This window comes from Salegentibacter agarivorans (assembly GCF_900113135.1).
In the GTDB taxonomy this organism is placed as follows: Bacteria; Bacteroidota; Bacteroidia; order Flavobacteriales; family Flavobacteriaceae; genus Salegentibacter; species Salegentibacter agarivorans.
Genome location: NZ_FOOH01000032.1, coordinates 21,726 through 47,033, shown reverse-complemented (window position 1 = coordinate 47,033; position 25,308 = coordinate 21,726). Strand labels below are relative to the sequence as shown.

Sequence of the window (25,308 nt, the reverse complement as noted above, 5' to 3'; positions counted from 1 at the left end):
CAGCTGACCTCTCACAGTAAATCTTGTTTCAACCATAGGTTCATACGCTGTTTCGCCTATGTCTGTGAGATCTCCCGCGGTAAGACGTATCACTTTCATTCCATATATCCGCATCATTTACACCCTGATCTCCGTATAGCTTTAGGATTTCGCTTTGTAGTGCAAGCTCATCCAGATCAGATATGCCTCATATGATGTTCGTGTTCCTCGGACCGGAACTTTGCCGCCGGCTTCCTTCAGATTCCACCTCGCGGTGGACACCCTTGCCTTTGGCTAATGATAGGTAGCTATAAACCCTCATAACGGACTTGCACCGTCAAGTGATACGCCATGCACGGCGCACACTAAAAAACCCGACTTAATGCCAGGCTTTTAAATTAAGAAATATTATTAGAGATTACTCTTCAGAAGAAGCGTTCGCTCCCATATTTCCCTGTGCAGCTAGAACGTCTAGTTCTTCAGCACTTTTGTGTACATTAATGTAACCATCATAAGTTAGCAATTCTTCATAAGTAATTGCTACTGCTTCTACTTCATCAGAACCATCGGTCATACTAACATTAGTCATACTCGTACCAGTAGCTCCATTAACAGGAGTAAAAGTAATTGCGATAGCTCCAGGAGCATCATCGATAGATCCCATGTGAATGTGAGCTGGGTGCTCTCCACCTTCTTCAGTTCCTTCAAGATCTAAAGTTACTAGAGTTTCACCATTTTCACGTTCTTCAAAAATAGCTACACCACTTACACCCGGAATATCTCTTTCCTCAAGATCATAACTCACAGACTCTCCAGTAAGTTCATTTTCACCAATATCGGTTTGAGCTACAATAGTATCTAATTCCTCCTCACTTAGGTGAACATTGATATACCCGTCATAGGTAACCAGTTCTTCATAAGTAATATCGGTGCCATTATCCAAAGCTGATACTTCAGTAGTACTCATCCCTGTAGCTCCATCAATAGGAGTAAAAGTAACAGCAATATCTCCAGTTTCAGCAGCAGTTCCCATGTGAATATGAGCTGGGTGCATTCCATCGTCTGGAGTACCTTCAAGATCAAATTCTACGGTAGCGCTTCCATCTTCATTTTCTATAAAAGTAACAGTCCCGCTAACGCCAGAATCACTCATTTCATTAAGTGTGTACTCTTTTGTTTCTCCTTCAAAATCTGGAGTGTCTACGCCATCATCGTCACTATCACAACTTGTGAATCCTGCGACCATCATTAAAGCAAATGCTAATTTTTTCATTTCAAATTTTAATTTTTGGGTTATTAATCATTCTCTTTAGAGATACGAATAACAGTAAAAGGTTGCGTCATATTTAAGGTGTTTTGAATATTTTAACGTAGTATTTTAAATAATATACTGAGCTTCAGTGATATAATAATCAACCTTTAACATTTTTAATTATTTGAGATTAACACTACCTTAGAATTAATAACCTAAACCCAAAGTATGCAAAAGAAAATAGTAATTCTTACAGGCGCGGGAGTTAGTGCAGAAAGTGGTATTCAAACCTTTCGGGACGTTGATGGCTTGTGGGAAGGCCACGATGTTATGGAAGTAGCCTCACCAATTGGGTGGAAAAAGAACCAGGAATTAGTTTTAGATTTTTACAATAAAAGGCGCCGGCAATTATTAACGGTAGATCCTAATGCTGCGCATACTGCACTGGTTGAACTTGAAAAAGAATTTGACGTAGAAATAATTACTCAAAATATAGATGATCTTCACGAAAGGGCCGGCAGTACAAAAGTTACCCATTTGCACGGCGAGCTATTGAAAGCCAGAAGTACTTTTAATGAAAATCTTGTACTCGATTGGAAACAGGATATAAACCCCGGAGATTTCTGTGAATTTAACTATCAGCTCAGACCCCACGTTGTTTGGTTTGGAGAAGCAGTGCCTATGTTTGAGAAAGCTATGAAAATTGTTGCTGAAGCAGAAATACTTATGATTATAGGAACCTCAATGCAGGTGTACCCGGCAGCAGGCCTGGTAGATTTTGCTCCCGAAGGAATTCCCATTTATTTTATAGACCCGAAACCTAATATTCAGGAAAAAGGGAATCTTCATATTATTGCAGAAAAAGCTTCCATTGGCGTTCCTCAGCTGGTAAAGGAATTAAAGAATTCAGCATAAAAATTTCATACTATTCATAGAAAAAGAAATGCTACAGCGGTTTTAAAGATTATTTGGAAGCAGTATATTTACGGCTTTTAATTTCTAAATCAAATACATGACACCGCTAACCGCCATTTCTCCAATAGATGGAAGATATCATTCCAAAACCAAACAGCTCTCGCAGTATTTTAGCGAAGAAGCCCTAATAAAATATCGTGTAAAGGTTGAAGTTGAATATTTTATTGCGCTTTGCGAATTACCACTACCCCAGCTTAAAGATGTAGATCATTCGGTTTTTAGTGATTTGCGCGCCATTTATGAAAACTTCACTACGATTGATGCACAGGCGGTAAAAGAGATTGAAAAAACTACCAATCACGATGTAAAGGCGGTAGAATATCTTATAAAAAACAAGTTTGATGAACTAGGCCTGGAAGCTCATAAAGAATTTATCCATTTTGGATTAACCTCACAGGACATCAATAATACCGCGGTTCCATTAAGTTTAAAAGATGCAATTGAAGCCGAGTATATTCCTGAAATAGAACAAATAATTTCTAAACTCACGCAGCTCTCCCAGGATTGGGCAAATGTTCCGTTACTGGCAAGAACTCACGGGCAGCCGGCTTCCCCTACTCGTTTAGGTAAAGAAATAGAAGTTTTTATCACCCGTTTAGAAGCTCAATTAGATCTTTTAAATAAAGTTCCACACGCCGCCAAATTTGGCGGAGCCACTGGTAACTTTAACGCTCATAAAGTGGCTTACCCAAATACCGACTGGAAAGAATTTGGAACTAATTTTGTCCAGCAAAAACTAGGGTTGCACCATTCTTTCCCAACCACGCAAATTGAGCATTACGATCATATGGCTGGGCTGTTTGATGGCTTAAAAAGAATAAACACGATTTTAATAGATTTAGATCGTGATATCTGGACCTATGTTTCTATGGATTATTTTAAGCAGAAAATTAAAAAAGGTGAAATAGGTTCTTCGGCAATGCCGCATAAGGTGAATCCTATAGATTTTGAAAACAGTGAAGGAAATTTAGGAATAGCTAACGCTATTTTTGAGCATCTTTCAGCAAAATTACCGCTTAGCCGGCTGCAAAGAGATCTTACCGATAGCACGGTACTAAGAAATATTGGTGTACCTATGGGCCACACCAGCATCGCGTTTAAAAGTACATTAAAAGGACTGGATAAATTATTGCTGAATGAAGAAAAACTAAATGCTGATCTTGAAGCTAATTGGGCGGTTGTTGCTGAAGCTATTCAAACTATATTACGCCGCGAAGGATTTAAAAATCCATATGAAACGCTTAAAGGTCTTACCAGAACTAACGAAAAGATCAATAAAAAGAGTATCGCCGATTTTATTGAAACCTTAGAGGTTTCTGATGCAGTAAAAGAGGAACTTAAAAAAATAACCCCGCAAAATTATACGGGGATATAAATTAAAAAGAGGTTGTTTGAGAATTTTCCCACGTCACCCTGAACTCGTTTCAGGGTCTAATTCTAATGAACTTAGAATCTGAAACGAGTTCAGATTGACGATTCTTTTCAAACAACCTCTTCAATAAATTCAACTAAAAAACTATTCTTCAATTTCTGTTTTAAACATACCGGTAATTCCTTTTAAACCGTCTACATCTACGTCTCCTTTTTCAAGCGATTTCATAAGTTCCATCAATTTCTTCGGATTCATATCTTCACCTAATACCCGAGCTACTCCCACTCCTTTGGTATCATCATACCCGTAAACAATAATTTCGTCTATGGCCTCTTCGTCTCCGGTAAAATAAATTTCTGCCTTACGATCGTTTGAGCCATATTTCATTAATAGCTGGTACTTTTTATCCTGCAAAATGCTACTTAGTTTAGCTTTTTCGGCTTCATATTCCTCTTTGCTTTCTTTAACCGGCAAAGCCAAAACATTAATTTTCTTCACACTTTCCAGCGTAGTTCTTTGATTTTCATCCAGGGCATCAGCGTTGGTAAACATACTGGTAGGTACATCTAAAGCAATGAACTTATTGTCCTGCTGATTTTCTACATAATACTCCTGCAAACTCGGCTCGTTCGCACACGAAACAAAAGCTGCAGCCGCCAGTGCCAAGCCTAAAATTTTTATTGATTTCATTTTATATTGATTTTAAGTTGATCTAAGATTTATTTTCTACATTTTTAAGCTCTTCAGCACCTGGTATTTTAAGGTCTGATGTTAAGCGGGATAATTGCGAAAGGTCTATTTCTCCCGTGATACTCAAAATCACAGAAATTAGTTCACCTTCTTTTTCACCTTCCATAAACATAAACAGCTCACTTACATAATTATCGTTTTTTCCTCCTTTAGAATAAAACCGAATATTTTTCCCGTCTTCGTTTACTCGCATTAACTGCTCTAAAGAATTTGAGTTTAAATAACGCTCAACATCTTTTTGCATTTCATTTCTCACTGAAGCCGTGGTGCTGGTAAACATTTTAATCTCATCAAGGTTTTCAATGAGTTTCAGGTATTCCCTGGCTTCTGGGTTATCTTCGCTTAAATCTACTTTAGCAAGCATTTTAAACATCTTGCTGGTCATTACCATCGCATCAACATCCTTCATATTTTCGTACTTGGCAAACGACTGGGCTTGCGTTATTACTGGTAAAAGGCCAATAATAATAACTATTGCTATCTTTTTCATATTATTCGGTTTTTATAAATTTATCTTTGGTGTTATTAAATTCTTTTAGGTATATAAGGTCTTCTTTCCCTTCATTCATTAATTCGGAAACCATTTTTAAAGCTTCCATGCTTTTTTGCAAAGCCTCCTCTTTATCCTGAACCGTACCAAGATCGCTATGATTCATTTCCATAGGTTTATTCTGAAAAAAGAAAAGTCCCACTATTACAATAATACTTGCCGCTATGGCTGTCCAAAGGTATTTATTCCCCTTTGCTTGCGATGGAAGTTCTACTTCCCGTTGCATTTTTTGTGTTTTGTTTTTTTCTGAAAAAGAAAATAATAACCCATAACTTTTTAAATCGGCTGGCACCTCATTTTTTTGAAAATATTCTCGAAGTGCATTTTCTTCAGCCAGAGATGTTTCACCGGCATCATATTTTTCCAGTAATTCTCTAATCTTTTGTAATTCCATAATTATGCTTGTTTGTTAAGCTTTCTCTTATTTTTTTTCTAGCTCTAGATAAGGCTACCCTAATAGCGGTAGACTTCATTTTAGTGATTTCTATAATTTCTTCAAACTCCAGTTGCTCAATATCCCTAAGCTGAAAAACAATTTTTTGCTGTTCTGGCAACTCATTTAAAATTTGGTTTATCCACAGCATTTCATCTTTAACCTCCAGTTCTGTTTGGAGCGAAATTGAATTATTCTCATAATTCTGATGAACAATTCTTAAATTATTATTCTTTTTTGCTTTTAACTCATCTAAACAATAGTTTTTTGTTGTTGTCATTGCAAAAGCTTCAACATTGGTATAATCCTTGAGTTTATCTTTGCGAGCCCATAGTTTATAGATTACTTCCTGGGTAGCATCTTCGGCAGCTTCTTTAGAAATAAGCAGTCTCAATGCAAGCCGGTACATTTTATCTTTCACCGGGTTAATTTTTTCCAGGAAGGCTTGTTGTCTCATGTATGGTTGGTTTAATAACCTTCTTACCTTTAAAACGATTAGCGGTAATATTTGTTACAATAGGATTTTGAATTTAATTTAATGTGGGTATTTTTAGCAATCTAAAACAAACTTAAATTTATGAAGATTAATAAACTAATTTTACTTTTATTCCTGGCTACAGGAGTCTTGAGCAGTTGCTCCAAAGATGACAATGACGAACGCTTCCCGGTTGAACCAGGAGGCGATAAGCCCGGGGAAACTCCTAATTTAGAAATCGAAAATTATTTATATGATGCAATGAGCATCTACTATGTATATGAAGCCGATGTTCCAGAATTAGGTGAGAATTATTTTGATTCTGAAGCCGATAAAAATGAATGGCTGGCTAGTTTTGATTCTCCCGAAGATCTTTTTAATAACGGATTAAAAGTTCCTGCGCCAAAAGATCGTTTTAGCTTTATTATTGATGATTATACTATTTTGGAAAATAATCAAGCTGGAATTCAAACTACAACCGGAATGGATTATGGATTGGTAAGATTTGGAAGTAATGGGGTTTTAGCCTATGTACGATATGTAATACCAAATAGTCCTGCCGATGAAGCCGGCGTTACTCGTGGTACTCTTTTTACCGATATTGATGGGGAAACTATGAACCTTGATAATTATCAATCTCTTTTGGGGAGAGATGGCTATGAAATTACAGTAGCTGAAATTAACGATAATATTATTAGTAATACCGATGAAACCATAGCACTAAACAGAATAGAAATTACCGAAAATCCGGTTCTTTTATCTAAAGTAGTAGAAGTAGATGGAATAAGTGTTGGCTACATTATGTATAATAGTTTTACCGCCGATTTTGATGATGAACTAAATGCTGCTTTTGGAGATTTAAAAGCTGAAGGTATAGATGAACTGGTTTTAGATCTTAGGTACAACGGTGGTGGTTCTGTAGAAAGTGCGGTAGATCTTTCCAGTATGATTACCGGGCAGTTTAACGGTGAAATTTTCTCTAAACAAAGCTGGAACAATTTCTTACAGTCTCAATTATCTGAAGATCGATTAGTAGATAGATTCAACGATAAGATTAGAACTGGCGAAATGATCAATAGCTTAAACCTTAGCAAGGTTTATATTATTGGTACGGCTTCCACGGCTTCTGCCAGCGAGTTAGTAATAAATGGTCTTGCTCCTTATATAGAGGTAGTACACGTGGGAAGCAATACGGTTGGAAAATTTCAGGCTGCTGCCCCTTTATATGATTCTCCTGATTGGGACAGACAAAATAGAAACCCAAATCATAAATATGTGATTCAGCCATTAATTTATGAATCTGTTAATGCGAATGAAGATGCCTATTCTGAAGAAGGTTTAATTCCGGATATTGAAACTGAAGAAGATATTACGAACCTAATAGAATTGGGGACACCTGTAGAAACTTTACTTGCTGCTGCTCTTGCTGATATTACCGGTAACAGAATGGCAATTCCCGCTACATCTTACGATTCAAGATTTACTAAAATTGGTGAACGTGGTGAGACTGATGTAGATTACCAAAGAATGTATATAGACGAAATTCCTGAAGAAATAAGGAAAAAAGCTGCTGAATTTAAGCAGTAATTTTAAAAGTATATTTAATGCAAAGCCCCGATTCAGTTGTGAAACGGGGCTTTTTTATTCAAATTTGAATAAACAAAAAAACAGTTTTTAATCGGTAAAGTAGAAACCGTTTGGGCTTACGCCTCCGGAATCAAATTGTGAAATTATTTCTCCTTCAAAATTATATATTCTTACCACACCATTTGAGCTATAATCTCCTGCATCGCCAGTATATAAATATCCATCCTCGATTTCAAATCCGTAAAAAGAAGTAATATCAGTAAAAGTAAAAAGACTCTCCTCAGGTAACTCTGTAGCAGATTCTTCCATAGAGTAAACAGATCCATTGAGAGTATAATAAATAGTATCATCTTCAATTTCAAAATTTGAAGGATGATCTGTGGTATTTGGAAAAATCAACTCTTCTGTTATTTCATTATTTGATAAGTCTATTTTAGAAATACTGCCAGCTGTTTCACCAACTCCTTGAGCATAACCGGGTACTCCTCCAGACATTACCCACAAGAAGCCATCTGATATCTCTATTGCATTAGGAGAATCACCAATTTCTATACTTACTTCCACAGTATTGGAAATAGGATCTATAATCACAATCTTATTATTATAATTATAGCCGCCCTGTAAAGCTACATATAGTTTATTATTATCATTAATAATCTTTTCAGGCCCTTCTCCTACACTAATTGTTCCAGTAGATTCATAGGTACTTGCATTATATATAGCGATATAATCATCTGTATCATTAGAGGCATCTCCCCAATTGGTAACATATATCTTCTCGTCTACCAAAGTAAGATACCGTGGATTACTTAATCCCTCCTCAATTGTATGAATGTGCTCAAAAGTATACCGATCAACAATTTGAACTATATTGGAAACATTCATAACGATATATGCATAATTATCATCCAATGTGAGACTCTGCCCTGTATCTCCCAGAGAAGAACCATTTACTGTAGAAAATATATCGGATTCTAGATTAGAAAAATCATTATCAATATATGATATTGAACTATTATTGTTACCGAAACCACCTTCATTAAGCACAAACAATCCATCTGCATAGGTGCTTTCAGGTTGCTCTATTTCAGGATCCACAACATCGTCATCGCTGCTACAGGAATTCAAAAATAAGCCACTTATCACGGCCATAGTTAATAGTTTACTAATTCTTTTCATTGGTTAGAATTTTAGCAAAGAGCGGAGCAAATAAGCAGTTTAAAAATCTGATTTTAAGAATATTTGCTTCCAGCACCATGCTGGTTAAAAATTAAGGTTTAGGTATATATTAAAGTTTCTGCCGGGCATCCACCGGTTTTCTACACTTTGATATTCTTCGTTTAAAATATTGAGCACCCTCGCTCCAATCTTGTAAGTACTTGTTTTTCCCAAATCATATGAAATTCCAAGGTTTGAAACCGTATAAGCATCCATATTATAGCGGGAATTATTATCAGATCTGGTAAAAATCTCTCCGTTATATAAAAGCTGATAATCTATACTGAAATCTTTAAAAGCATAAGTAAGTGCACCTGTGGCTTTATGAAACGGTACATAAATAAGTTGGTATCCCTTATTCATATTTTCTGAAACCGTATAGGCATAAGTACCAGAGGCGCTAATTTGGTGATCTTTAAAAATCTCTTTTCCCCAGCCTGCCAAAACCTCAATACCGTAGGTTTCTACCTTTTCTTCATTTCTTGGACGCCAAATATTATTACTGGAAGGTAACCAGCGTATCATATCATCAATTTTAATATAATAACCGGTTAGACTAAACTTCAGGTTTCTATGTTTAAAATGGTTTCCAAGCTCAACCTGGTTAGAAGTTTCGGGGCGTAAATTAAGATTACCGGCACCGGCCCAGTAAAGATCGTTGTAAGTGGGAATTCTAAAATTTCTGGAAATATTCATTTTTAGACTATAGAAATCGGTAAAATCATAATGTGTTCCTGCAGAAAATAGTAACGGACTTTCATAATTTTCGGTTATCTCTTTTCTGATTCCCAATTCATATTGAAATTTTTGAAATGGCCTATGCTTCATTAAGAATGCCGAAGAAAATATATTTCGGATATTTTCGGTAATTCCAGAGCCGCTACCATCGGTGTACGTGTTCGTGAGTACAGCATTTAGCTCTAAAGTTTTTGAAATTGAATAATTTAAATCGTATTTGCCAATCAAGATTTGCGCTTTGCCAGAGGAAGATTGATTTTCAGTAATATTCCCGTAGAACTTATAATTTTCATTTAGATGGGCTAACCTTGCAACCGAAATAAAATCACCAAACTCTCCTACCCATTCCAATAAATTTCGGGTATCAAAATTCTGGTATTTTGTTTTGGTTTCTGACGGGCGAATCAGGGAGAAATGCCGCTCCCCATCAAAAATTTCACTATAAAATTTTAAAGTGTTTTTTTCATTTAACCGATACGCGAATCCAAGATTTAAATTGCTATTGTAGAACTCCCCATTCTCGTTCTTTCTGTCTTCAATGGGCCATTCATAATCATTATCTGATGAATTTCTAGCCGCAGCAAGACTTAAACTCCATTTTTTTCTTGAAGTCTTTATTTTATACCGGGCATCGAGGGTATTAAAACTGCCATATTGAAAGAAAATATCCTGCTTTGTTTTTCCGGTAAAATCAAGATTGGTATTTAAATGAACGGTTCCTCCAATGGCTCCGGTACCATAAACTACACTTCCGCCGCCACCACGAACACTAATATTATCAAATCCGCCTGCGTTTAGAGCATTAAAATCGGTTTGGCCGTTAAATTGTGAATTTATATTAATCCCGTTCCATAAAACCGCTGTTTGTGAGGCTGTTGTTCCGCGGAAGGAAGGTGAGGAAACCATTCCCAGTCCATTCTCTTTAAAATAGATATTGGTGTTGAAATTTAATGCTGAAGTAAGCAGCGCCCCGTTTTTCTTTAAAACTGAATCGTTTAAAACGGTAACCTGTTGGCCGGTAGAAAAGTCTTTCAGCTTGATATCTGTCAAAAATACTTCGTCTAAAACGTTAATTGTATCGTTTTGAGCAAATACAGGCAAACTGCATAGCAGGCCAAGGAATAGAATGTAAAATCGCGTTATTTTCATCTGCACTCTGACTTTTATCCCGAAAGTCTAAGAATTTATTGGTTATATTTTGGCAGGTCTCCTGGCTCGCGTCTTGTTGTTTACCTTCCCATTCCAAATAAGAACAGTGGTTTTTGAAGTGATAACAACAAGCATCCCTTTCGGGACTTAGCTTACAGTTGCGGGAACAGCTCAGGCTTAATAAAGTTAAATGGTAGAAGTTTGAAATACGAAGAAAACTTCGTGCTTCATATTTTGTACTTCCAAAATCATACTTTTCCTGATTCCCTTTTAATCGGCGTGAAAAACACATCCGAACCAAAAATTTCAATGCGAAATTAAACATTTATTTTAGTTGCGACCATTAAATTCTAAATAATCTTACTTTTGAAAATTCCTAATTATAAATATTCTATATAAAAGTTTTCGTCATCCTTAACTTGTTTCAGAGCTTGCCCCGTAATTTATTTAGGGGGCTAAAAGAAGATAGCATTATATAAATTCAATTCCTTTAAACTACCATAAAATGAAAATAAAGACTGTAAAAGCACTTAATCTTCTACTCCTTTTTCTAGTATTTTCCGCCTGTAAAAACGAGCAAAAAGATAAAAATATTGCTTCAGAAACACCTCAAGATTCAGTTGATTTAAAACACGCTACTAATTTCAGCATCAATGATTTTGGAGATTATTATATTTTAAAAATAGAAACCGCCTGGCCCGATGTCGATAAAGCTTTTACCTATTTATTAACTAAAGAAAATACTGAAATTCCTTCCGGTTTAGATTATGACCAAAAAGTGCAAATTCCGATAGAAAAAATGGTGGTGACTTCTACCACGCATATTCCGGCTTTGGAAGCTTTAAATGAAGAAAACAGCTTAAAAGGATTTCCAGGTCTCGATTATATTTCTTCAGAAAAAACCAGGAAATTGATTAATTCAGGAAAAATTAAAGAGCTGGGGAAAAATAAAAATATAAATACCGAGGTTCTTATTGATCTGGATCCAGAAGTGGTGATTGGTTTTGCAATTGACGGAAACAATAAAACATTTGAAACCATTCAAAAAACCGGAATTCCGGTGATGTACAATGGCGACTGGACCGAAAAAACTCCGCTGGGAAAGGCGGAATGGATTAAATTCTTTGGCGTTTTTTATAATAAATTAGATGAAGCTGAAAAGATTTTTAATAAAATAGAAACCGATTATACTGAAGCCAAAGAATTAGCAAAGTCGGCAGCAGAAACGCCTAAAGTATTAAGCGGCGCTATGTATAAAGACCAGTGGTATTTACCCCACGGAAATTCGTGGCAAGCCCAATTTATTAAAGATGCCAATGCAAATTATGTCTATGCCGATACTCAAGGGAATGGAAGTATGGCTTTATCTTTTGAAAATGTGTTAGACAAAGCCCAGGATGCCGATTATTGGATTAGTGCAGGACAATACACTTCTTATACCCAACTTTTAAAAGAATCGCAACATTATGAACAGTTTGAAGCAGTACAGAATAAAAATGTCTACAGCGTAAGCCTAACCAAAGGAGAAACAGGGGGTGTACTTTATTTTGAATTAGGCCCGCAACGTCCAGATTTGGTATTAAAAGATCTGGTATCCATTTTTCATCCAGAGCTATTGGGAGATTATGAAAACAGGTTTTTTAAGGCTTTGGAAGAATAATTATGGAGATTTGGTTCTAAAAAACTTAGTGGACTATCCTTCTAAATATAGCTTGATTTCGAAACAAATTCCGGATCAATTAAATCTAGATTATCGAGTAAAATCCCATTATCGTTCTTCATTAATTTTATCTACTCAATTTATTTCAGATATTTACACCGAAATAAATCACCAGCCTTGTTGCAGTCCCAAAAATATGTACTTCCACTTCTACTCCTTTTTATAGGAGTAATTATCCTGGTTTTTTTAAATATTAGTTTGGGCTCAGTCAATATTCCTTTTAAAGATGTTTTTGCTTCAATCTTTAATTTAGAAGTTTCAAAAGAAACCTGGCGATATATTGTAGTGGAATACCGCTTACCTAAAGCTATTACAGCAATAATAACCGGCTCTGGACTCGCCATTAGCGGACTGTTAATGCAGACTTTATTTCGTAACCCCTTAGCTGGACCGTATGTTTTAGGCTTAAGTAGCGGTGCCAGTTTGGGTGTGGCAATCGTTATTATGGGTGCTTCAGTTTTTGGAGGTGCTTTTGCTGGAATTTTACTTTCCAAATGGAGCTTGGTAATTGCTTCCAGCCTGGGAAGTTTATTAGTATTAATTGCTGTTATGCTGGCTTCCCTCCGGCTTCGAGATACTATGGCAATTCTTATTATAGGTTTAATGTTTGCCAGTTTAACCGCGGCAGTGGTTAGCGTTCTTTCCTATTTTAGTCCCGCGGCACAGCTTCAGCAATATGTATTTTGGTCTTTTGGAAGTTTGGGTGATCTTTCCTGGAACGAGGTGGGAATTCTCGCCATGTTTTGGTTTGTGGGAATAATTTTAGCCATTTCCTGTATTAAAAACCTCAACACTTTGTTGCTTGGCGAACAATATGCTAAAAGCCTTGGGGTAAGTATTCAAAAAAACCGTTTAATCATCATTATAGCCACCAGTTTACTTGCCGGAAGCATTACTGCTTTTGCAGGGCCAATTGCATTTGTAGGTTTAGCAGTTCCGCATTTAATTAGGCAAATAATTCCTGTAAATAATCATAGCATTTTAGTGCCAGCAGTTATTTTAGGTGGTGCGGCGCTCATGCTTATTTGCGATATTGCGGCACAAATGCCGGGACAGGAATACACTTTACCTATAAATGCCATAACTTCGTTAATTGGCGCGCCGGTGGTAATCTGGCTCTTGGTGCGTAAACGTAAATTTTTATTCTGAAGTTGAACCAACCTAAAAAACATAGCATTCTTAAAACCATTGGTCTTGATATCGGGTACAGTAATAAAACCGAGAAAACGATTATTACTGAAGCTATTAATATTGAAGTTCACGAAGGAGAACTGGTTGCTGTTATTGGTGTTAATGGAGTCGGAAAATCTACATTTTTACGAACCCTAAGTGGTGTTCAGGATGCGCTAGAGGGAAAAGTTCTGGTTAAAAATGAACAAATTCAGCAGATAGGTTCTTTGGAGCTGGCATCTTTAGTGAGTCTCGTACTCACCGAACAACCTATTTCTAAAAACTTAAGTGTTTTCGAGCTCGTGGCACTTGGCCGACAACCCTATACCAATTGGATTGGCAGGTTAAGCAAAACCGATTTACGGCAAATCAAGAAATCTTTGCAAAATGTAGGAATCGAAGATTTACAAAACAAAAAGTGCTACGAATTGAGTGACGGCCAGCTACAAAAAGTTTTAATTGCACGCGCCATTGCACAAAATACGCCTCTGGTTATCCTGGATGAACCTACCACCCATTTAGATCTTTACCATAAAGCATATGTACTAAAACTGCTCAAAAAACTCACCCGAAAAACCAATAAAGCTATAGTTTTTGCTTCCCACGAAATCAATTTGGCCATCCAGCTTTGCGATAAAATTATTCTCATGCAAAATAATAGCGTGACCACCGGTTCCCCTAAAGAATTATTGGAATCTGGAGCATTTGCTACTGTTTTTCCAGAAGGCTTGATCGTTTTTGATAAAGCTTCAGCCTCATTTAAAATTAATCCTTAATTATCTTTTAGAAAATATTTTAGACCGAAGGTAAAGTTGTTGGAATAAAAGTTTTTAAGCGTATAGAATTCGGCCTGGGTATTAAGATGAAGATACTTCGTGACTGGCCATACCACAATCCCACGATACCGCTGAAATTCATCTGAAAACGTATCCAGAAAATATCCGGCATCTAGATTAATTTTCCAGAAGTTATTTTCATTTACATATTCGTAAGCCAACCCTAAACCACCATAAAAACGTTCATCTAAAGTCCAGTATGGAAAGCCATTAGACCTGTTTGAATTACCCAGCATTCCAGATAATTCGGTATAAGGTCTAAATTTCGCCATTTTATTCAGTCTAAGATTCATAGATAAACTGGTAAGCGCCTGTACATCCATCACATCTTCGTCGTCATAATGGTTTCCTTCTATATAAAAAACCGCCTGGAATTTCTCTTTAAACTGAAGTTCTTCATAAACATTTAATTGCGTTTGATAAATGTCCAGGATATACGCGGGGCCGGTGATAGCGGGTTTTCTAAAAAACTGAAAAGAACTATATAAACTATCTTTTGCAATTGACGCCGAAGCTTCCAAATGAAGATAAGCTTTTCCTGCTTCGTTAAACTCAAGACGACTTCCAAATCCAAAATTAAATTTTTCTATTCTTTCCCTGGTTTTAAACCTGTAAACCAGTCCGTATAGCTCCATATCTCCATTATTTTCAAATTCACCCTGAAATGGAATTGCATATGCATTATAGCGGCTTAACCCAAATTGATGCTCATTGAACTTCTTATCTCGAGTGCCATAAACCGCTTCTAAACCTACAGAAGTTGGATCTAACCTATCGCTAATAATATTACTCCCTATTTGTACAAAATCGCCCTGTGTTATTCTAAGATTCTGCTCTATTTTAGAAGCTACTTCAGGATAAAAAAGTGAAGGATATTCTTTTAAAAGCTGTCTTTTTTCTTCAGGATTAAGGTAAACCACGGTATTATTCAATTGCCTTCGTAAACGCTCTTTATTACTTGATTCTGGCAGTTGAGAGGCAAGGTTCCAGGCTTTCAGCATTTCGCTACGACCCAAATAATATTCGGTCATAAAAACCTGAATAGCTTCTTTTTCCTTTGGATTATCTTTTTTAGTATAATTAGCATACAAACGCTCTACTTCACTGAAATTTTCCAACGAATAAAACCATTGCATCCTTTCTACTACAGGGAAATTTGGCACGCAAGAAGACCATTCCAGCGCTTTTCTATAACTTCCCTGGTCGCTATAAGTATAGGCAATAGTCGTAGCCAAATGCTTTAAATCTTCCCGGCAAGCTTCTATCTCCAAAAGTTTTTGCGCCGCTTTTTTATCATTATCGGCAATAAGATATTCTATAAAAAGCGGAAAGTTCTTTTCTTTTAAAAACTCATATTCCCCGGTTTGTACCCGCCAGTTATCTATTGCGCTTTCCGCTATATCGTCACTACACTTAGACCATTTAATGGCCTCATTGTATTTTTTAGCATCGGCGAAAATCCAGGAAATAGTAGAAGCGGCAAAGCGAAAATCTTTACGGCAGTGCTCTATGTTTTTCACTAAATTAAATGCAGCTTCGGGATGTTTCTCATTTAACAGTGAAAAATAGCTGGAGCGCTCCTCATCTACTTCAGTATTCTCTATTAGGTTCAATAATTCTTCTTTTGTTAATTGTACCTCTGTATTGCTTCCAAAGTAACCTATAAAATCTCTTCTAAGCTTTAGGCTTTCTGGATTTAATTCTATTTGTCTCAACATCCAGCGTTTCCTGGTTTCCAAATCAGGATAATCACTCTGAGTGGTAAATTCTGAAGAAAGGTTTATGTAAGCAGATGATTTATTTTCACTGTATTTTCTTTCCAGCAACGGCCAAATCTCCATTTGGCGATTTTCCCAGCCTAAATATTGAAATAATTTTAACCAATCTTCGCGTTCATAATGATTGTTCTTCGCAATTTTAGATTTTAATTCATTAATCTCTTTGTGGATATCTCCTAAATCTTCTGAAGGTTTTATTAAAAGGTAAGATTCATAGTTTTGAGTGATTTTGCTAAAATCCTCAGAAAAATTATTTTTAAATTTTGGAAAAATTATTTTTTTGTCCTGTGTTTGAATATTAAAAAGATAGCCGTCTAAGAATGGTGTTTTTGTAAATTTTAGTTGTTTATTTTTTATAAAATTTTCAGCTTCAGCAGTATTTTTTTCTGAAACATATGCAAACCAGAAATTTTGGTTCTCACTATTTTGAATGCTGGCAGTAACTTCAACTTCACTCTCATTTTCAGTAAAATTATAAGGAATTTCTCTCCAGTTTTGAGTAATCTTAGCTGCTTCAGAAACTTTTAAAAATCGAATTAAAGGAAAAGTATTCTTTACATCTTTAATATAATTTCGAAATCGTGGAAACAAACCCGGTGAGCCATCTTCTGAAACTCTCCAGCCATAAGAATTTATATTCCGTAAAGTATAATCACCGGCACTTTCCCGAGGTTCTTCTCCGGGAATTTGGTAAATATCATCGGGGTGAATAAAATGCGTCCAAACGCCTGTATATAAATATAAAGATTGCTGATTGAATTGCCTGGTAGAGGTTAAAGCAAACCCGCTGGTAATTCGTGGAAAATTGAAAAAATGATCGTTATAAGGCTCCCTGTCAAATTCTCTATCGCCACCTTCTTCAAAATTTCCCAGGTAAATACTGGCATTATAAATAATTTCGGGGATGTTTTCTTCTAAAGCAAGAAAACCGGTGCTGTCTATAATATTTGAAGGTGGAACATATGAAACCGGTAATTCACCGTAATTACGCGCTGCCCAGCGTTTTTTAACCGCCTTAAGGCTTAAACCCATATAATTTTGATTAGGCCAAACTTCATCGGTAAGTGAAGCGTGATTATAACCATGTAAAGCTACCTCATGTTTAGAATCTTTGAAATCAACCATAAGTCTGTCGGCAGCATTCGCTCCATTAGAACCTGTTAATACAGATTGTTCCCACTCGGGAAAATTAAATGGCGGCGAGGTACGATTAGAATAATCAAAACATACGTAGGCAGAATATTCCAAACCTTCTTCCCTGGCCAGTTTAAGCATATCTTTCCACCAAACTTCAGTATAAAAACGCGCCTGACTAATATCCATTTCTGAAGTAACCGGCTCCATCTTTACGTTATAAAGCGGCGCAGGAAAATCGTCTAACATTATGCTTGAAGCATTAGCCACAGGATAAGGAACCCCTTCTAAACCCTGCAAAATTGCTGCAAAGAAAAGTCCGCGCTCCTGTTTCTGAGAATATTGATCGGTATTAAAAGTGATTACCGAACCATTCCCTATTTTATTTTTTATAATAAGAGGATAATCTTCTTCAGAAATTGAAGTTGCCAGAATCTCTATATCTTCCTTAAAGTTATCTGTTTGCAGGCCAAAATGTTTATTCTCGTTTTTATAAACTTTCCCTTTTAGAGCCGGTAGAAAACTGGACTGAAATTTAAAACCCTGGGCTATGGTATCTATTTCAAAGTCTGCATCTCCCCTTACGCCTGCTAAAAAACCAAAATTTTTATTGGTAGCGACCGAGGGAATAAAAATATGACCTCCTTTAGCAACAAATTCAATTAAAAAATTCATTGCATCTTGATTTAGTGGTTCCAGATCATAGACCACAATTACTTTAACTGCATTGCCTACTTCTGGCTTTTCATTAAAATCAAACCTATTAATTTCATTATAAGGGATTTTTGCATAATTAAGAGCTTTTCTAATATGATTGCTGTTTCTAAAACTTAAATCATTTCCCGGCTCTACCAGGTAAGTTATCCACGGGTTCTCACTAAAATTATCATACTGCACCTTGGGACTGGCTTCCTTAACCTCCTCCTTCTTAATATCTTTTTCGCATCCTATTAAAATAATAGAAAACACTAAAAAAACAGCCTTAAATATTTTAGTTGGTAAAAATTTTTCCATCAAAATAATAGTTCATTAATATTACTGGCCCGTTCCCTGTTTTCTATTTGGTAAACCTCTAAATTTTTATCCTCATAATATACATCCACATTTCTCCCTTTCATTTTTAGTAATTCCAGCCTTTCCAGGGTTAAATTACGTTGCTTTTCTACTATAGCTTTTTTAGCCTGGTTAGCCTCCTGTATGTCTTTATACACAAAAACATACATCGTTTCGGGTAAAATAATATCTGGGTTATTTTGTAGGTATTCGAAATTATTTTTATATCTGTTGAATCTCCTGTCCAGCTCTATATAGGTATTATTAAAATAATCGTAGTTATAGTAATAATGGCTGTTTCTGCTAAAACTGAAATATGGCAAAGCATTTACAACCGCATAGGAATATGGTAAATTTTGAGATTGAATTTTTGAATAGGCTTTAAAAACAACATTTTCTGTCTTATTTTCTTTAAAATTTAATGTGGCTACACCAGGGAATGTGAATATGGTAAGCACGGTAATTACTATGCTACCTATTATTACTTCCAGACGTATGCCAACTTTAGGAGAAAAATTAAAAATAGAAAAGAGGTTAACCATTACATTTAGAATTATCCCAAAAAATATGGGGAGAAATATGCAAAGCACCTGACTTAAAATATCCAGGTCTACAAGACCAGTATCTAATTGGTAAATCCCGAACATTAAATTGATAAAACTGAGGAATACCAGACTGGCCAACCATTTATGCGATTTTTTAAAATAATTATAAATAGCAATAAGCAGAAAAACTACAGCGGCTATTTGGTAATAATCCATCAGGTCTCTAAATGGTGCAACCAAATGAGGATTGTAGGTATAAGTATCAAAAGAATAAAAGTTAGACAAAATAAAGGCGCCAAAATCTTCTTTTATAAGCAAAGCCGCGATGCCGTATATTGTTCCAATAAAGGCTAACGAAAAGAAATAGGCCAGCAAAACCTGAGTGATTTGCTTTAAATTATCTTTAAGTTTAAATATAAAAAGTACTAGCAAATAAGGAAGAAGAAGTAATACACCCACAAAAAGATCTAATAAAAGAATAGCGCTAAACAAGGTAATTAACCAATAAAATTTCGCCTTTTTACTGTAACTAAAACTTTGCGGATAAATACAAAAATACATTGTAGGTAAAGCAATAATCAAAGCGGTAAAAACCGATTTATGTTCAGCAATTAAATCAATATTAATGGGGAGGAATCCGTAAAAAAGGGCAAAACTTAAGCCCGCGAATATGCCCGGAGCTTGCTTTCGTGAAATTTTAAAAACTAGCCAGTATATTATTAAAGAAAGCAATGCAGATTCTAATAATCCAAAAGATTGCAAAGCCTGGGCGTTAGTTATATGCGTTAATTTTGCATATAAATTAATAAGTAAATAATCTCCCATCATTTCCCCGGTTTGAAAGAACCAGGTATTAGCAGAAATCCCATTTATAAAATTAAGCTTACTAAACCAACTCGAGGAAAGTGTGTAAACATCTTCCTGAAAAAGTGAACTTCTCGAGATATAAGTAAGCACAGGTAATAAAAGCCCTATGGCTAATTGCCAGTTTCTATGATATTGAGAAAGGCCATGTTCAGAATGTTTACGCTTTGGTTTAATTATATTATCTCTATCCAGAAATCGCTGTCCCTTTTCCATTTTAATAGTAATATATAAAAGGGAACGCGTATAAATTTTACGTAACTGAGCTTTTAAGGGTTGCTTAAAATTAAGATTCATAAAGGCTAAAACAGCCAGGCCAATTATAATGCTTATAATAACAAAGATGTCAAATATCCCGGTTAGTATTAAAATAAAACCACCTAGTAATACCGCTGCCATTACAAGCGCAATAGTAGGAACCAGAAAATTTAAAGCAGATTGTGCAGAAATTCGTGTAGAAACAATTCTATGTATTAATAAAATTAATACAAATAACAGGATGATTCTTAACGGACCGGTTAATAGGTAGGGTTCTAAAAACATATAAATTAATTCAACCTTTTTCGGGGATTTCCTGCAAATCTATTTTCCCAATAAAATAAGGCCAGGGGGTTTGTGCTAATCTTTGTTTAATATCTTTTTTTAACTTTCGGGTTTCGGCATATTCTATTAAAACCACTGGGACTTCGTATTCATCATACACCTGCTTTAGCTCGTTTAAAAGTTGCTGAAAAATAGCTTCCTCTCTTAATTGATATTTTTTCTCCTGAAAATTATAATCTGAAGCAATACTTTCTTTTGCTACAGAATCTATAAATGGATGGGTATCTTTTAGTATAGAAACACCGGCATTTTGCATTAAATGAATATTGGGATAAACCAAGTTTAAAATCTTTAAAAAATCTATTAAAGCTTCTTTCTTTTCTGGTGTAGGTCCAAAACCGGTATAGTTATCTATATTGTCTAAAAACATCCCGTCCAGTCCTTTTTTCATATTGTAATCAAAAATTGCCATTAGAGCTTCCCGGGTTTCTTCATTTTCAATGTCTAAAATATGGCTATTCCATATTTTATTTTTTCCAAAAGTGAAATCTTTAATTTCGGGAAAATGAGCAGCAGCCTCATTAACTTCTCCCAGGCTAATATAACCCAGAATGGTAGTATTATTTTGCTTTAGCATTGCAATGTCTTCACTGTCAAAATGAGCGCTTTCTATTACTACAATTTCGTATCCTGAAACTTCTGCTGGGTAAAAATCGCCATAGGTAAAAAGTATTTGTTTTTCCTGGGTAACCTTTTGAGCGACGGACTGGGCGGTATTTAAACAGATTGCTGCTGTAACCATAATTATTTTAATAAGATGCATAGTAATAATAGTCCAGATTTTTAAAGAAACTATATGTTTCCCGTGTTGTAAGTATTGCAAATAACAGAGACCCCACTAACATTCCCATAACACTATATTCGTAAGAAACCCATCTGCTTAAAAAGACTCCAATTATAAAATTAACCAGAAAAGCACTTATAATGGCCACCAGTGGTTTCCTATGTCTTCCCAGCGTATATAGATAGAGTACATTTAACATTCCCAGGCTAAGAAATAAGTAACCTATACTTCCAAGAATACAAACTTTTATACTCAACGGACTCAGAATTTCATCAAAACCTCTGGAGTAGCCCCAGGGTTGCGTAACAATTAAATATAATAATACGGCAATACCCGCGGCACTAATAGCAAATAAACGTAAATGTTTATAATACATCTTTTTCATTTTATCGTTAAAACGCTGAAAATCTGAATATTTTGTTTGAAGTTGATGAAAATCCATATGCCTAATATAAGAGTGAATAGCGTATTCCATTACTCCGCCAAGAAGGAAGAAAATGAGAATAGCGAGATCCATTCCAATCTCATAATCTTTTTCATAATAAATTATATAGGGAATATCCCTGTTTAAGGTAGAAGACCAGGCCACTATCCTGTCCAGGAAAACAAAAAGAAAAATAAAAGTACCGTATAAAAAGTAGTTGAAATTACGATATAACGAGAGCATTACCTTTGGCTTCTTTTTTACCGCGGTTTCATTTTTCAGCTTAAAATGAAAGAAGGAATAGATATAACCAACCGAAATTAAAGAAGCAACCAGAATCCCTGTCCAATGAATATAATAAGGGTGCATATCAGTATAAAAATGAAGTAAAAGCGCTAACACCGTACCTGCAAAGACGCTAAAAGAAAGCATCCATCGTTGTTTTAACGCATATAAAGGCGCTAAAACCAAAAGAAGAAAACCTATAAACAAGGCGTAAATAAAGGTTATAACTACAAAAAGAAGACTATAAAGTGGGATTACTAAATTGATAAGTAAAGAGAATATAAAAAAGCCTAATATAGCAATAGTCCCGTTTTTTATAATTTGGACGGTAGAATGTTTCGCCATATGGTAATCTTTATTATACCAGTAATAGGAAACCTGTTTTCCCAAAACCTGCACAAAACCCGCACTGCTAATAAAACCAATAATTACCCCCAGTACCACTGCGGTAGATTGTAGGTTATTAAAATGAGAGTAAGTCCAAAGGGAAAATCCGAATAAAATTATGGCAACCACCTGCAAGAAAACCGGAAATAAATGTAAAAGTCCTGAAGTATAATCTACAAGAAAGCGCTTGGTATTTTTTGTCGTAATATACTCGGTTAGAGCGAGTCTTTTATAAGTTTTGGCTTCAGCAACACGCTGATTATTATTTTTAAGGTTTGCCAGGGTAATGGCATCATAAGCTTTATAAATATAATTTGAAAGATGCATTATACTTTCAAAGCCATAATCTTCTTTCGCATCTACTTCCCTAATTCCAAAAGATTCTATTGTGGCGGCTACCACATAAACATTCACGGGTTTACCATTACGTTCTTTAACCGCAACAACAAGTTTTGCAATAGCTTTAATTTGATCTTTAGTCATTTTCAGGAAAAATCTTCAATCTTGGTAAGTTTTTTTTTGGCCCTGGGTATTTTCACAATATCATCATAAATAGCTTCATATTCGCCAATAAACTTGGATAAGGTGAAATTATTCAAAACTTTTTCCCTGGCATTTCTTCCCATACTCTTTCGCAAATCATCATCTAACAGCAATTTTAAAACATTGTCACCAATTTCTTCGGCATCTTTTGGTTTACAGGTAAAACCACAGCTATTATCAAGTGCTTCTTTAACTCCGCCCACATCAGTAGAAACCACGGGAATACCACAACCCATAGATTCAATTACGGTATATGGAAATCCTTCAGAAATAGACGTCAGGATAGAAATATCTCCCTCTAAAAAAACTTCCTGTGGGTTGTTCCTTGGGCCCATTAATTTAAAATTGTTTTGCAATCCTAATTCGGCTATAAGTTCAAGGCATTCTTTGGTATAATCAGGTACGGCATCATTATCTCCATAAACCAGGTATTGTACCTCGGGAATACTTCTTTTAACTACCGCACAAGATCTAATCATGGTAAGAATATCCTTTAATTCAAAAATTCTCGCCAAAGCAACTACGGTAGGAATGTCTTTTAAATGTGGAGGTTTAGGGCCGGGTTTAAAAACTTCGGGATCAATACCATTGTATATTATTCTGAATTTAGACGGATCTGCCCCGTACCATTTTTCCCATTTTTGATTGAATTTATTTACAGAAATAATTACTTCGGCCTTATGATAAACCAAACGGGTAATAGCTTCTGAAAACCTTATAAGTAAACTCTTTAAAAAATATGGATATTCTGAATTGTTTATAGCCAATAACCTTTCTCTAATAAAAACTCCGTGTTCTGTGAGGATTATTGGGGTCCCGTATTTGTAATTGGCAATAAGTGCCGGAATTACCGGGAAGCCACTTAGCGTTAAATGAGAAACATCTACTTTTGGAATGTTCACTATGGCAAGTGGTATTAAAAACCTGTAAATCCAGCGCAAGCCTATGGTAATATCTATTAAAGATGCATCGGGGTTACGCTCACCAATAATAAATTTAGCGAGAGTATCTCTATAAGTTAGCCAAACCTGCTCATTTCTAATGGTTTCTTTATAATCATAATCTTCAAAATAAAACCACAACTGATGAAAAATTATATCCAGGTCTTCTATATCACGGTCGTCGCTATAAATAAACTCCAGTAAGCTTTTAAAAATAGGAATAAACTTTTGAGCAACTACTTCATCATTAGTCCACTCTTTTTTAGCTACCGTTTTATAATATTCCTCACCGTAACTTATATAATCGTAAGGTTCATCTGGTGTCCAAAGAGGCACCTGTATTACTTCGTTTATATTATCGCTAAGTTTATACTTATACTCTGTCTCAAAAGAAGCATTTATAGAATACAGTTTAAAATCTACATTGCTAACCCTGTTACATAAAATATGCGCCCAGGTAGAAACACCGCCACCATTAAAAGGATAAGTGCCTTCCATTATAAGCAATACAGATGGTTTTGCCATTTAAAAGTTTTGCGCCAAAAATATATTAAAAATCAGTTACTTAAAAACCCGGCGATATAAATTTTACAAGAAAACCCTAAATTATAATTTGTTTAAATAGAATAACAATCCTACTATAAAGCGTAATTTAGGGATGGTAATTTAACTTATCTTTGTTTAAAATTGCTCCATATCTATGAACTTCTTTAGAATAAGCATTTATATGCTTTGCTACTTATTCCTTTCCTGCGGTGAACACGTGGCTCAGGAATCGAATAATAATAATAATAATAATATTGACTACCGCCAGGAAATGCGGGAGTTTGTTATTGAAATAAGTGAAATCGCAAAAGAAGAAAATCCTAATTTTATAGTTGTCCCACAGAATGGAGTTCAGTTGGTTTCCAAAGAAGCTAAATTAAAGAAAACTCCTGCTTTAGATTATTTAAATGCTATAGATGCGGTAGCCCAGGAAGATCTTTTTTATGGTTATCCAAAGTTAAACAAAATCACCCCAAAAGCCGATAATTTATATTTAAGAAAGTACCTTGATTTGGCAAAAGACGAGGGCAAGCAAGTATTGGTAACTGATTATTGTTCGGGTTTTAAGCTTATGAAAAATTCCTACAGGCTTAATGAGGAAAACAATTATACTTCTTTCGCGGCGCCACGGCGGGAACTTGATAGAATTCCAGCTTATCCTGTTTTTAATGAAAATAATAAAAATATAAGCCATCTTTCTGAAGCTAAAAACTTCCTGTATCTTTTAAATTACGCTGAATATTCTTCGAAATACGATCTTATCACCGAACTTGCTTTTACTAATTACGATCTTATTATTATGGATCTTTTCTTTCATAACGAAGCTTTTACTGCCGAAGACATTCAAAAATTAAAGAAGAAAAAAAATGGTGCTGAGCGTTTAGTTATATCTTATATGTCTATTGGCGAAGCCGAAGATTATCGTTTTTACTGGGAAGAAAATTGGAGTTCCAAATCCCCAACCTGGCTCCTTGAAGAAAACCCGGAATGGGAAGGGAATTTTAAAGTAGAGTACTGGAACGAGGACTGGAAAGATTTAATCTACGGCAGCGAAAACGCTTATCTCTCTAAAATTATCGCTGCAGGTTTTGACGGGGTTTACCTGGATATTATAGACGGTTACCAATATTTTGAGGACCGGGAATAATTAATATCTCTGCATAATCCAGGTCCTAAATTCTTAATCAATTCGGGCAAATAAGTATCTTTGGGAAAAC

The 25,308-nt window shown here is 35.4% G+C and carries 19 protein-coding genes and 1 riboswitch; of the genes, 7 read left to right on the top strand and 12 right to left on the bottom strand.

Annotated elements, in window-relative coordinates; translation table 11 throughout:
* Nucleotides 1-397 precede the first annotated feature (397 nt).
* A complete protein-coding gene (locus tag BM084_RS17255; RefSeq protein ID WP_075327097.1) occupies nt 398-1,252 on the bottom strand; it encodes a CHRD domain-containing protein in 855 nt (284 codons plus the stop codon).
* 207 nt (nt 1,253-1,459) lie between these two features.
* Between BM084_RS17255 and BM084_RS17250 the strand changes: the two genes are divergently transcribed.
* Both BM084_RS17250 and purB read left to right on the top strand, forming a co-directional pair.
* Complete coding sequence (locus tag BM084_RS17250) at nt 1,460-2,146, top strand: SIR2 family NAD-dependent protein deacylase (protein ID WP_075327098.1); 687 nt, start codon at nt 1,460-1,462, stop codon at nt 2,144-2,146.
* 97 nt (nt 2,147-2,243) lie between these two features.
* Nucleotides 2,244-3,581, top strand: coding sequence for an adenylosuccinate lyase (gene purB, locus BM084_RS17245; RefSeq protein ID WP_075327099.1), 1,338 nt, complete (start codon nt 2,244-2,246; stop codon nt 3,579-3,581).
* A gap of 141 nt (nt 3,582-3,722) precedes the next feature.
* On the opposite strand, the gene BM084_RS17240 is transcribed toward purB, so the two are convergent.
* From BM084_RS17240 to BM084_RS17225, 4 genes are read right to left on the bottom strand one after another with little or no spacing between them, the layout of a single operon-like run.
* On the bottom strand, nt 3,723-4,268 hold the full coding sequence (locus BM084_RS17240; RefSeq protein WP_075327100.1) for a DUF4252 domain-containing protein: 546 nt from the start codon (nt 4,266-4,268) through the stop codon (nt 3,723-3,725).
* Between the two features lie 22 nt (nt 4,269-4,290).
* Nucleotides 4,291-4,818 (bottom strand): DUF4252 domain-containing protein, encoded by a 528-nt coding sequence (locus tag BM084_RS17235; protein WP_075327101.1) that lies wholly within the window; start codon nt 4,816-4,818, stop codon nt 4,291-4,293.
* 1 nt (nt 4,819) lies between these two features.
* Nucleotides 4,820-5,272 (bottom strand): hypothetical protein, encoded by a 453-nt coding sequence (locus tag BM084_RS17230; RefSeq protein ID WP_093306296.1) that lies wholly within the window; start codon nt 5,270-5,272, stop codon nt 4,820-4,822.
* On the bottom strand, nt 5,253-5,768 hold the full coding sequence (locus BM084_RS17225; RefSeq protein WP_093306294.1) for an RNA polymerase sigma factor: 516 nt from the start codon (nt 5,766-5,768) through the stop codon (nt 5,253-5,255). The genes BM084_RS17230 and BM084_RS17225 overlap by 20 nt, the downstream gene beginning before the upstream one ends.
* Before the next feature lie 120 nt (nt 5,769-5,888).
* On the opposite strand from BM084_RS17225, the gene BM084_RS17220 reads away from it, so the two are divergent.
* Nucleotides 5,889-7,373 carry a S41 family peptidase gene (locus BM084_RS17220; protein WP_093306292.1) on the top strand — a complete coding sequence of 495 codons (1,485 nt, stop codon included), beginning with the start codon at nt 5,889-5,891 and terminating at the stop codon, nt 7,371-7,373.
* A gap of 87 nt (nt 7,374-7,460) precedes the next feature.
* Here the strand turns inward: BM084_RS17220 and BM084_RS17215 are convergent, their stop codons facing one another.
* Together BM084_RS17215 and BM084_RS17210 are read right to left on the bottom strand one after the other, a co-directional pair.
* Nucleotides 7,461-8,552, bottom strand: a complete 1,092-nt coding sequence (locus BM084_RS17215) for a YncE family protein (protein WP_093306288.1) — start codon at nt 8,550-8,552, stop codon at nt 7,461-7,463.
* An 84-nt stretch (nt 8,553-8,636) separates the two neighbouring features.
* Nucleotides 8,637-10,478, bottom strand: a complete 1,842-nt coding sequence (locus BM084_RS17210) for a TonB-dependent receptor plug domain-containing protein (protein WP_093306286.1) — start codon at nt 10,476-10,478, stop codon at nt 8,637-8,639.
* A 34-nt stretch (nt 10,479-10,512) separates the two neighbouring features.
* Nucleotides 10,513-10,795, bottom strand: a riboswitch (cobalamin riboswitch).
* A gap of 188 nt (nt 10,796-10,983) precedes the next feature.
* Here BM084_RS17210 and BM084_RS17205 point away from each other — a divergent pair.
* The 3 genes from BM084_RS17205 (at nt 10,984) to BM084_RS17195 (ending at nt 14,144) form a co-directional block, all read left to right on the top strand.
* The gene (locus tag BM084_RS17205; protein WP_093306284.1) at nt 10,984-12,138 is read left to right on the top strand and encodes an ABC transporter substrate-binding protein; all 1,155 of its coding nucleotides are present in this window, start codon (nt 10,984-10,986) and stop codon (nt 12,136-12,138) included.
* A gap of 177 nt (nt 12,139-12,315) precedes the next feature.
* A complete protein-coding gene (locus BM084_RS17200; RefSeq protein ID WP_093306282.1) occupies nt 12,316-13,347 on the top strand; it encodes a FecCD family ABC transporter permease in 1,032 nt (343 codons plus the stop codon).
* 2 nt (nt 13,348-13,349) lie between these two features.
* The gene (locus tag BM084_RS17195) at nt 13,350-14,144 is read left to right on the top strand and encodes an ABC transporter ATP-binding protein (RefSeq protein WP_093306280.1); all 795 of its coding nucleotides are present in this window, start codon (nt 13,350-13,352) and stop codon (nt 14,142-14,144) included.
* Here the strand turns inward: BM084_RS17195 and BM084_RS17190 are convergent.
* Genes BM084_RS17190 through pelF form a run of 5 tightly spaced genes read right to left on the bottom strand, consistent with a single transcriptional unit; the run spans nt 14,141 to nt 24,070 of the window.
* Nucleotides 14,141-18,130, bottom strand: a complete 3,990-nt coding sequence (locus tag BM084_RS17190) for a DUF2194 domain-containing protein (RefSeq protein ID WP_093306279.1) — start codon at nt 18,128-18,130, stop codon at nt 14,141-14,143. The two genes, BM084_RS17195 and BM084_RS17190, sit on opposite strands and share 4 nt — an antisense overlap.
* On the bottom strand, nt 18,130-20,121 hold the full coding sequence (locus tag BM084_RS17185; RefSeq protein ID WP_093306277.1) for a hypothetical protein: 1,992 nt from the start codon (nt 20,119-20,121) through the stop codon (nt 18,130-18,132). Before BM084_RS17185 ends, BM084_RS17190 begins: the two co-directional genes overlap by 1 nt.
* Nucleotides 20,122-20,131: 10 nt before the next feature.
* Entirely contained in the window at nt 20,132-20,923 is a 792-nt protein-coding gene (locus BM084_RS17180; protein ID WP_177195727.1) for an endo alpha-1,4 polygalactosaminidase, read from the bottom strand.
* A 7-nt stretch (nt 20,924-20,930) separates the two neighbouring features.
* Nucleotides 20,931-22,544 (bottom strand): exopolysaccharide Pel transporter PelG, encoded by a 1,614-nt coding sequence (gene pelG, locus BM084_RS17175; RefSeq protein ID WP_093306273.1) that lies wholly within the window; start codon nt 22,542-22,544, stop codon nt 20,931-20,933.
* A gap of 2 nt (nt 22,545-22,546) precedes the next feature.
* Nucleotides 22,547-24,070, bottom strand: coding sequence for a GT4 family glycosyltransferase PelF (gene pelF, locus BM084_RS17170; protein WP_093306271.1), 1,524 nt, complete (start codon nt 24,068-24,070; stop codon nt 22,547-22,549).
* A 175-nt stretch (nt 24,071-24,245) separates the two neighbouring features.
* On the opposite strand from pelF, the gene BM084_RS17165 reads away from it, so the two are divergent.
* Nucleotides 24,246-25,238, top strand: coding sequence for an endo alpha-1,4 polygalactosaminidase (locus BM084_RS17165; protein ID WP_093306270.1), 993 nt, complete (start codon nt 24,246-24,248; stop codon nt 25,236-25,238).
* Nucleotides 25,239-25,308 lie beyond the last annotated feature (70 nt).

Excerpts from the sequence above, each read along its gene's own strand:
- BM084_RS17240 (WP_075327100.1), bottom strand. The coding sequence starts at position 4,268 with ATGAAATCAATAAAAATTTTAGGCTTGGCACTGGCGGCTGCAGCTTTT.
- BM084_RS17205 (WP_093306284.1), top strand. The coding sequence starts at position 10,984 with ATGAAAATAAAGACTGTAAAAGCACTTAATCTTCTACTCCTTTTTCTA.
- BM084_RS17180 (WP_177195727.1), bottom strand. The coding sequence starts at position 20,923 with ATGGTTACAGCAGCAATCTGTTTAAATACCGCCCAGTCCGTCGCTCAA.
- BM084_RS17210 (WP_093306286.1), bottom strand. The coding sequence starts at position 10,478 with ATGAAAATAACGCGATTTTACATTCTATTCCTTGGCCTGCTATGCAGT.
- BM084_RS17185 (WP_093306277.1), bottom strand. The coding sequence starts at position 20,121 with ATGTTTTTAGAACCCTACCTATTAACCGGTCCGTTAAGAATCATCCTG.
- BM084_RS17255 (WP_075327097.1), bottom strand. The coding sequence starts at position 1,252 with ATGAAAAAATTAGCATTTGCTTTAATGATGGTCGCAGGATTCACAAGT.
- BM084_RS17220 (WP_093306292.1), top strand. The coding sequence starts at position 5,889 with ATGAAGATTAATAAACTAATTTTACTTTTATTCCTGGCTACAGGAGTC.
- BM084_RS17230 (WP_093306296.1), bottom strand. The coding sequence starts at position 5,272 with ATGGAATTACAAAAGATTAGAGAATTACTGGAAAAATATGATGCCGGT.
- BM084_RS17165 (WP_093306270.1), top strand. The coding sequence starts at position 24,246 with ATGAACTTCTTTAGAATAAGCATTTATATGCTTTGCTACTTATTCCTT.
- BM084_RS17235 (WP_075327101.1), bottom strand. The coding sequence starts at position 4,818 with ATGAAAAAGATAGCAATAGTTATTATTATTGGCCTTTTACCAGTAATA.
- BM084_RS17215 (WP_093306288.1), bottom strand. The coding sequence starts at position 8,552 with ATGAAAAGAATTAGTAAACTATTAACTATGGCCGTGATAAGTGGCTTA.
- pelF (WP_093306271.1), bottom strand. The coding sequence starts at position 24,070 with ATGGCAAAACCATCTGTATTGCTTATAATGGAAGGCACTTATCCTTTT.
- BM084_RS17250 (WP_075327098.1), top strand. The coding sequence starts at position 1,460 with ATGCAAAAGAAAATAGTAATTCTTACAGGCGCGGGAGTTAGTGCAGAA.
- BM084_RS17225 (WP_093306294.1), bottom strand. The coding sequence starts at position 5,768 with ATGAGACAACAAGCCTTCCTGGAAAAAATTAACCCGGTGAAAGATAAA.
- pelG (WP_093306273.1), bottom strand. The coding sequence starts at position 22,544 with ATGACTAAAGATCAAATTAAAGCTATTGCAAAACTTGTTGTTGCGGTT.
- purB (WP_075327099.1), top strand. The coding sequence starts at position 2,244 with ATGACACCGCTAACCGCCATTTCTCCAATAGATGGAAGATATCATTCC.
- BM084_RS17190 (WP_093306279.1), bottom strand. The coding sequence starts at position 18,130 with ATGGAAAAATTTTTACCAACTAAAATATTTAAGGCTGTTTTTTTAGTG.